2 pseudogenes are annotated in these 528 nt (G+C 47.0%); both read right to left on the bottom strand.

The window, feature by feature from the left end:
• Positions 1 to 195, bottom strand: a pseudogene (locus tag R7Q46_RS30050) (hypothetical protein); the annotation flags it as partial.
• Positions 196 to 209: 14 nt separating this feature from the next.
• Positions 210 to 528, bottom strand: a pseudogene (locus R7Q46_RS30055) (short chain dehydrogenase); the annotation flags it as partial.

Consider the following 528-nt stretch of genomic DNA (forward strand, 5'->3'; position numbering starts at 1 on the left):
TCTGTCGAGATAAATACTGGTTTTGGCAATCGCACGATGGAAGCATTGTTCCTTTTCGTCACCATCGGGCGTGCTGTACTGACATTCCGCCCATTTCTTTTGAACCTGTTGCAGTGGAGCATTACCTGCCAACGCAGCGGTCGAAGCTAACGTTGAACAAACCGTTAAAGCGCAAAGTAGTTGTTTGGAATTCATCGTCCATGTCCTCTTCAATGACTGACTCGGTTTACGTATTGGTGAATGGTTTCTTGTTGCTTACGAATCGCAGAAGAAACCACGCTTGGAAGCAGCTGATTGATGCGAGCAAAAAGTTTTTCTGGCCAACCAATCCATTTCGCGGAAATTTCTTTTTCCAACATGGTGACAACGTGATTGGCAACAACTTGCGGCGAGTCCGTTTTGTTACCCAGTTGTCGATTCATTTCATTGACGGCATCGCTATTGAGTGAGGTTTCTGTCGCTCTTGGTGCCAAATACAGCGCACGGATTCCGGTTGCGAACAGCTCTCTGTCGAGCGATTCGGTAAAC

The organism is Vibrio sp. 811 (genome assembly GCF_033339195.1).